Origin of the sequence: Modestobacter sp. L9-4, assembly GCF_019112525.1 — a bacterium.
Classification (GTDB): domain Bacteria; phylum Actinomycetota; class Actinomycetes; order Mycobacteriales; family Geodermatophilaceae; genus Modestobacter.
Genome location: NZ_CP077800.1, coordinates 4,216,612 through 4,224,113, shown reverse-complemented (window position 1 = coordinate 4,224,113; position 7,502 = coordinate 4,216,612). Strand labels below are relative to the sequence as shown.

The following is a 7,502-nucleotide window of genomic DNA, read 5'->3' as shown; positions in this document are numbered from 1 at the left end:
GCAAACCAGACCCTTTCGGATCGTCGTTGCCAGCTTGTATTGTCCTGCTCGGCGCTTCGGGCCCGGCCTCGCGGTCGTCCCCGGCGCAAAGAGAAAGTTACGTGCCTCGGGCGGCGGTGTCAAACCCGGGGTCGGGTGACGCGCGCCACCTGCCCGGAACGTGGCCGTCACCCGGCGTTCACACGCCACAGACGCCCAGGTCAGGGCACGGATCAGGTGGTCGGGACCTCTGCGGACGCGCAGTGCACGCCCGCCACGCTGCGCTTCCCCTTGCGCAGGACCAGCCACCCACCGGGCAGCCACTCCCCCGCTGCGGGCACCGAGTCGGCGTCCGTGACGCGCACGTTGTTCACGTACGCGCCCCCCTCCTTGACCGTGCGCCGCGCCTCCGACAGGGAGGACGCCAGGCCGGCTGCCTGGAGCAGGGTCGACACCGGGACCGCGGGGTCCTCGACCTCCACGGCGCCGGCCTCCCGCAGTGCCGCCTCGAGCGTGGCGACGTCCAGCTCGGTCAGGTCGGCCCGGCCGAACAGGGCGCGGCCAGCGGCCTCGGCCTGGGCCAGCTCCCCGGCGCCGTGCACCAGAGCGGTGAGCTCCTCGGCCAGTGCCCGCTGGGGAGCCCGGGAGGCCGGCCGCTCCTCGGACTCCGCGATCAGTGCCGCGACCTCCTCGGCGGGCCGTTCGGAGAACAGCGGGAGCCAGGCGCGGGCGTCGACGTCGTCCAGGGTCAGCCAGTACTGGAAGAACGCGTACGGACTCGTGAGCTCGGGGTCCAGCCACACGGTGGCGCCCTCGGTCTTGCCGATCTTCTTGCCGTCGCTGGTGGTGATCAGCGGCGTCCCCAGGGCGTGCACCGCGGCGCCGTCGGTCCGGCGGACCAGGTCGATGCCGGCGGTGAGGTTCCCCCACTGGTCGGAGCCACCGGTCTGCAGGGTGCAGCCGTGCCGGGCGTGCAGCTCCCGGAAGTCGTTGGCCTGCAGGATCTGGTAGCTGAACTCGGTGTAGTTGATGCCCACGTCGCTGTTGAGCCGGGCCGACACCGCCTCCTTGGCCAGCATCCGGTTGACCCGGAAGTGCTTGCCGATGTCGCGCAGGAACTCGATCGCCGACAGCGGGGCGGTCCAGTCGAGGTTGTCGACGTAGATCGGCGCGGTCAGCCCGCTCTCCTGCGCCGGGCGGTCCAGGAACGGGGCCACGCGCCGGCGGATCCGGTCGACCCACTGGGCCACCTGCGCCGGGTCGTTGAGCACCCGCTCCGACGTCGGCCGCGGGTCACCCACCAGCCCGGTGGCACCACCGACCAGCACGATCGGTGAGTGCCCGGCCCGCTGCAGGGCCCGCAGCACCATGAACTGGATGAGGTGCCCGACGTGCAGGCTGGCGGCGGTGGGGTCGAACCCGCAGTAGTAGGTGACCGGCCCCTCGGCGAGGTGGGCGCGCAGGGCGTCCTCGTCGGTGCTCAGGGCGATCAGCCCACGGCGGTGCAGCTCGTCGATCACGTCGGTCACGGCTGCCCATCCTGCCTGATCACCCGGGCGGTGCCGGTCGCCGACGTGCCTTCCCCCCGGCGCGGAAGGCGCTGACCGAGGGCGCACCGGTCTCCCAGAACCGCCAGGGCAGCTCGATGGCCACGCTGATCCCCACCCGGGGCCCGGCCGTGACGGCTGCCGGTGGCGTCCCCCGGTGCAGCCGCACCGGTGAGGAGGGCTCCAGGAGGTGCGCGTCCTTGTCGGCCGGGCCGATGGCCAGCGCCTGGGTGAGCCGCGCCGGGCCGCGGGCCAGGTCCCGCGGGACCTTCGCCGCGGGACGACGGGAGGCGGCCAGCTCCTCCCCCACGACGACCTCACCGGCCCGCAGCAGCACCGCCGACCCGCGGCCGGCCGAGCCGACGACGACGTTGGCGCACCAGTGCACGCCGTAGCTGAAGTAGACGTAGAGCCGCCCGGGCGGGCCGAACATGATCGCCGCGCGCGGGGTCGGACCGCGGTGGGCGTGGGACGCCGGGTCCTCCCCCTCCCCCGAGTAGGACTCGACCTCGGTGAGGCGCACCGCCACCTGGCCCTCGGGCCGGTCGGTGACCACCCAGCAGCCCAGCAGCGACCGGCCCACGACGTCGACCGGCCCGAGCAGGTCCGCCTCGGTGAGGAGGGGGCCCGGCCCGGGCCGGTCGGCGGGGTGCGGCGACGAGCTCAGAGTGCCGCCGCCACCGGGGACAGCGTCGACCACTCGGTGTGCCGGCGGGCCTGCTCGGCCAGCGAGGACAGCTGCTCGGCGACCCGCTCGGGAGCGGTGCCACCGCGGGCCCGGCGGGCGGCGAGCGCACCGTCGACGTGCAGCACCGAGCGGACCTCGGGGGTGAGGCGCTCGTCGATGGCGGCCAGCTGGTCGTCGTCCAGCTCGTCGAGCTCCAGGCCGGCCTGCTCGCAGTAGGCGACCATCGCGCCGCTGATCTCGTGCGCGGAGCGGAACGGGACCCCGGTGGAGACCAGCCACTCGGCCACGTCGGTGGCCAGCGCGAAGCCCTGGGGAGCCGCGGCCTCCATGACCTCGGGCCGCAGGGTGAGCGTGGTCATCATCCCGGTGACCGCGGGCAGCAGCAGGAGCAGCTGCTCGATCGAGTCGAACACCGGCTCCTTGTCCTCCTGCAGGTCGCGGTCATAGGCCAGCGGCAGGCCCTTGAGCATCGTCAGCAGCCCGGTGAGGTTGCCGACGAAGCGGCCGGCCTTGCCGCGGGCCAGCTCGGCGATGTCGGGGTTCTTCTTCTGCGGCATGATCGAGGACCCGGTGGCCCAGGCGTCGTCGAGCCGGGCCCAGCCGAACTCGGTCGACGTCCAGAGCACGACCTCTTCCCCCAGGCGGGAGAGGTGGACGCCCAGCAGGGCGGCGACGAAGCAGAACTCCGCGGCGAAGTCGCGGTCGCTGACCGCGTCGATGCTGTTGTCGGCGGCGCGGTCGAAGCCGAGCTCGATCGCGACCGCGTCGGGGTCCAGGGCCAGCGAGGAGCCGGCGAGCGCGCCGGAGCCCAGCGGGCTGACCGCCGCCCGCCTGTCCCAGTCGAACAGCCGCTCGACGTCGCGGGATATGGCGTGGGCGTGCGCCAGCAGCTGGTGGGCGATGAGCACCGGCTGGGCGTGCTGCAGGTGGGTCATCCCCGGTGCGGCGACGTCCCGGTAGCGCAGCGCCAGGCCGATGAGGGCCTTCTCCAGCCCGGCCAGCTCGTGCACCAGCGCCCGTACGTTGTGCCGCAGGTACAGCCGCAGGTCGGTGGCGACCTGGTCGTTGCGGCTGCGGCCGGCGCGCAGCTTGCCGCCGAGCTCGCCCAGCTTCTCCAGCAGGCCGCGCTCGAGCGCCTCGTGCACGTCCTCGTCGGACTCGATCGGCGTGAACGCCCCGCTGGCCACCTCGGCGGACAGCTCCGTGAGCGCGCCGATCATCCGGGCCAGCTCGTCGACGGTGAGCAGCCCGGCCCGCTGCAGCACGCGGGCGTGCGCCCGGGAGCTGGCCAGGTCGTAGGGAGCCAGCCGCCAGTCGACGTCGGTGGACTTGGACAGCGCCGCCATCGCCGCCGAGGGCCCGCCGCCGAAACGACCGCCCCACAGCCGGGTGTGGCCGCCTCCGGTGCTCTCGCCGTCGGTCTCGCTCACGGTGCGCTCTCCTCCACGTCGTCGTCCAGGTCGGTGTCCGGCTCCTGGGGCGCCGGTGCGGCGGCGGCGCGCTCGGCGAGCGCGCGCAGCCGGTCGGCCAGGGCCGGGCCCCCGTCGGGGGCGCGGGAGACGACCATCAGAGTGTCGTCCCCGGCGATCGTGCCCAGCACGTCGGGCAGGCCGACCTTGTCCAGCGCGGAGGCCAGGAACTGCGCCGCCCCCGGCGGGGTGCGGACGACGGCGAGGTTGGCGCTGCCCTCGGCGCTGGTGAGCAGCTCGGCAAGCAGCCGGGTCAGCCGGGCCGGCGCGGACTGCGCGGGACGCAGCGGGGCGTTCTCCGGGGGCAGCACGTAGGACGCCGGGGCGCCGTCGGACCCGCGCATCTTGACCGCGCCGAGCTCCTCGAGATCCCGGGACAGGGTGGCCTGGGTGACGTCGACGCCGGACTCGGCCAGCAGCCGGGCCAGCTGGGTCTGCGACGTCACCGGTCCGGCGGTGATCAGCTCGGCGATCCGGGCGTGCCGGGCCGAGCGGGTCAGCGCCGTGGTCACCCCGATCGCTCGAGCAGCCACAGCAGCAGCGCCTTCTGGGCGTGCAGCCGGTTCTCCGCCTCGTCCCAGACCGCGCTCTGCGGGCCGTCGATCACGTCGGCGGCGATCTCCTTGCCGCGGTAGGCCGGCAGGCAGTGCAGGACGACGGCGTCGGAGGCCGCGCGGGACAGCGCCTGCTCGTCGAGGGCGTAGGGCAGGAACGGCGCGCTGCGGGCGGCGTACTCGTCCTCCTGGCCCATCGACACCCAGGTGTCGGTGACCAGCACGTCGGCGCCGTCGGCAGCCGCGGCCGCGTCGGCGGTCCACTGCACCGAGCCCCCGGTGCCCGCCGCGATCCGGGCGGCGCGCTCGAGCACGGCCGGGTCGGGCTGGAAGGTCTCCGGGGAGCCGATCCGCACGTGCATGCCGGCCAGCGCGCCGCCGAGCAGGTAGGAGTGCGCCATGTTGTTGGCGCCGTCGCCCAGGTAGCTGAACGTGAGCCCGGCGAGGGTGCCCTTGTGCTCGGCCACGGTCTGCAGGTCGGCCAGGATCTGGCACGGGTGGTAGGAGTCGGTGAGGGAGTTGACCACCGGCACCCGGCTCACCGCGGCCATCTGCTCGATCCGCTCGTGCCCGCCGGTGCGCCACACGATGGCGGCGACCTGGCGGTCGAGGACGCGGGTGGTGTCCTCGACGGACTCCCCGCGGCCGAGCTGGCTGTTGCCGGCGTCGATGACCAGCGGCTGGCCGCCGAGCTCGGTGACGCCCACGGAGAAGCTGACCCGGGTGCGGGTGGACGGCTTGTCGAAGAGCAGCGCCACGGTGCGGGGCGCGCCGTTGGGGGCGCGGAGCGGCGTGGGCGCCTCCGCGGTGTGCCGGCCGCTCTTGAGCGCGGCGGCCAGCGCGAGGACCTCGGCCTGCTCGTCAGGGGTGAGGTCGTCGTCGGCGAGGAAGTGGCGGGTCACTGGTCTGCCTCCTGCAGGGCGGCGTCGAGGGCTGCGGGCAGGGCGGTGACGAACGCGTCGAGCTGGGCGTCGGTGACCACCAGGGAGGGGGCCAGCCGGATGACGTCGGCGGCGACGGCGTTGGTGAGGAAGCCGGCCGCCCGCAGGTGCGCCTCGGCCGCGGCGGCGACCGGTGCGGTGAGGACGACACCGAGCAGCGCGCCGCGCCCCCGGACCCCGCTGACCCCGGCGTGCCCGAGGCCCTCGACGCCGGCGGTGACGCGGTGCTCGATCTCCTTGGCCCGCTCCAGCAGCCCCTCGTCGCGGATGGTGTCCAGCACCGCCAGTGCGGCGGCCGCGGCGATCGGGTTGCCGCCGAAGGTCGAGCCGTGCGAACCGGCCGTCATCAGCTCGGCGGCCGCACCGAAGGCGAGGGTGGCGCCCAGCGGCAGGCCACCGCCCAGGGCCTTGGCCAGGGTGATCACGTCGGGCTGCAGACCGTCGGCCTGGTGGGCGAACCACGTGCCGGTGCGGCCGGTGCCGGTCTGCACCTCGTCGACGGCGAACAGCGCACCCACCGAGCGGGCCGCGGACTGCGCCGCCGCCAGGTAGCCGGCCGGGGCGGGCAGCACGCCGCCCTCGCCCAGGATCGGCTCGAGGAAGACCATCGCGGTGGCGTCGGTGAGCTCCAGGGCGCCGGCGTCGCCGTAGGGCACGTGCCGGACGCCGCCGGGCAGCGGCGCGAAGGCGCCGGACTTGCCGGGCTGGCCGGTGAGCGCGAGCGCCCCCATGGTGCGGCCGTGGAAGGAGCCGAGCGCGGTGACGACCTCGGTACGGCCGGTCAGCCGGCTGATCTTGAACGCTGCCTCGTTGGCCTCGGCGCCGGAGTTGGCGAAGAAGACCCGCCCGGGCCGGCCGGCCAGCTCGATCAGCCGCTCGGCCAGCACCAGCTCCGGCTCGTGCATGGCCAGGTTGGACACGTGGCCCAGCAGCTGCGCCTGCGCGGTGATCGCGTGCACGACCGCCGGGTGGGCGTGGCCCAGGATCGTGGTGGCGATCCCGCCGAGCAGGTCGGTGTACTCCCGGCCGTCGACGTCCCAGACGCTGGCGCCGGCGCCGCGGGCCAGGGCCACGGGCGGGGTCTTGTAGTTGCCCATCATCACGGCCGACCAGCGGGTGGCCAGCTCCTCGGTGTGCGTCGTCATGCTGTCGCCTCCCCGTCTGTGTCGGCCGGGACGACCATCGTCCCGGTGCCCTCGGTGGTGAACATCTCCAGCAGCAGGGCGTGCGGCAGCCGGCCGTCGACGACGGTCGCCCGCTTCACCCCGCCCTCGACCGCCCGCAGGCAGGCGGCCATCTTCGGGATCATCCCGGCGTCCAGGTCGGGCAGGATCCCGGCCAGCTCGCGGGCGTCGATCTGCTCGACCAGGGAGTCCCGGTCGGGCCAGTTGGCGTAGAGGCCCTCGACGTCGGTGAGGACGACGAGCTTGACCGCGCCCAGCGCCACGGCCAGCGCGGCGGCGGCGGTGTCGGCGTTGACGTTGTGCACCTGGCCCGAGGCGTCGGGCGCCACGGTGGCCACGACCGGGATGTGCCCGGCCTCCAGCAGCGCGGTGACCGGCGCCGGGTCGACGGCCACGACGTCCCCGACCAGCCCGACGTCGACCGGCTCGCCGTCGACGACGGCGGCGGTGCGCTCGGCGGTGAACAGCCCGCCGTCCTCACCGGACAGCCCGACGGCCAGCGGGCCGTGGGAGTTGATCAGGCCGACGACCTCCGGGCCCACCTGCCCGGTGAGCACCATCCGGACGACGTCGATGGTCTCCTCGGTGGTGACCCGCAGGCCCCCGCGGAACTCGCTGCTGATGCCCAGCCGGTTGAGCATCGAGCTGATCTGCGGGCCGCCGCCGTGCACGACGACGGGCAGGATGCCGCAGGTCCGCAGGAAGACCATGTCCTCGGCGAACGCGCGGCGGCACTCCTCGTCGACCATCGCGTGGCCGCCGTACTTGACCACCACGACGTTGCCGTGGAACTCCCGCAGCCAGGGCAGCGCCCCGGTGAGGACGGCGACCTTGGCCGCGTCGCCGGCGGGGTCGTTGACCCGCATCACCCGGTGGGTGCCGATCCGCCGGGGCGGCGCCTCGTCGGGGGCGACGTCCGGGGGCGTGGGGTCCTGCGCGGGCCCGGCCGGCGTCCCCTCCGGTGCTGTCTCGCCCGGTGCCGTCCCGTCCGGTGCCGTCCCGTCCGGTGCCGTCTCGTCCGGTGCCGTCTCGTCCGGTGCCGTCTCGTCCGGTGCCGTCTCGTCCGGGGCGACGTCCGGCGGGGTGGGGTCCTGGGCGCTGCTCACGTCCGCGCTCATCTCGTCGTTGCTCATCCCGCTG

7 protein-coding genes are annotated in these 7,502 nt (G+C 74.6%); all 7 read right to left on the bottom strand.

Going from position 1 to position 7,502, the window contains the following annotated elements:
• Window positions 1-212: 212 nt before the first annotated feature.
• Genes tyrS through argB form a run of 7 tightly spaced genes read right to left on the bottom strand, consistent with a single transcriptional unit; the run spans window position 213 to window position 7,495 of the window.
• Entirely contained in the window at window positions 213-1,508 is a 1,296-nt protein-coding gene (gene tyrS / locus KUM42_RS20080; protein ID WP_237494275.1) for a tyrosine--tRNA ligase, read from the bottom strand.
• 19 nt (window positions 1,509-1,527) lie between these two features.
• Complete coding sequence (locus tag KUM42_RS20075; protein ID WP_237494274.1) at window positions 1,528-2,226, bottom strand: DNA-3-methyladenine glycosylase; 699 nt, start codon at window positions 2,224-2,226, stop codon at window positions 1,528-1,530.
• Window positions 2,190-3,644 (bottom strand): argininosuccinate lyase, encoded by a 1,455-nt coding sequence (gene argH / locus KUM42_RS20070; RefSeq protein WP_255557525.1) that lies wholly within the window; start codon window positions 3,642-3,644, stop codon window positions 2,190-2,192. Before argH ends, KUM42_RS20075 begins: the two co-directional genes overlap by 37 nt.
• On the bottom strand, window positions 3,641-4,216 hold the full coding sequence (locus KUM42_RS20065; protein ID WP_237494273.1) for an arginine repressor: 576 nt from the start codon (window positions 4,214-4,216) through the stop codon (window positions 3,641-3,643). The genes argH and KUM42_RS20065 overlap by 4 nt, the downstream gene beginning before the upstream one ends.
• Window positions 4,192-5,139, bottom strand: coding sequence for an ornithine carbamoyltransferase (argF, locus tag KUM42_RS20060; protein WP_237494272.1), 948 nt, complete (start codon window positions 5,137-5,139; stop codon window positions 4,192-4,194). The genes KUM42_RS20065 and argF overlap by 25 nt, the downstream gene beginning before the upstream one ends.
• Window positions 5,136-6,323 (bottom strand): acetylornithine transaminase, encoded by a 1,188-nt coding sequence (locus KUM42_RS20055; RefSeq protein WP_237494271.1) that lies wholly within the window; start codon window positions 6,321-6,323, stop codon window positions 5,136-5,138. The genes argF and KUM42_RS20055 overlap by 4 nt, the downstream gene beginning before the upstream one ends.
• Window positions 6,320-7,495, bottom strand: a complete 1,176-nt coding sequence (gene argB / locus KUM42_RS20050) for an acetylglutamate kinase (protein WP_237494270.1) — start codon at window positions 7,493-7,495, stop codon at window positions 6,320-6,322. Before argB ends, KUM42_RS20055 begins: the two co-directional genes overlap by 4 nt.
• Window positions 7,496-7,502 lie beyond the last annotated feature (7 nt).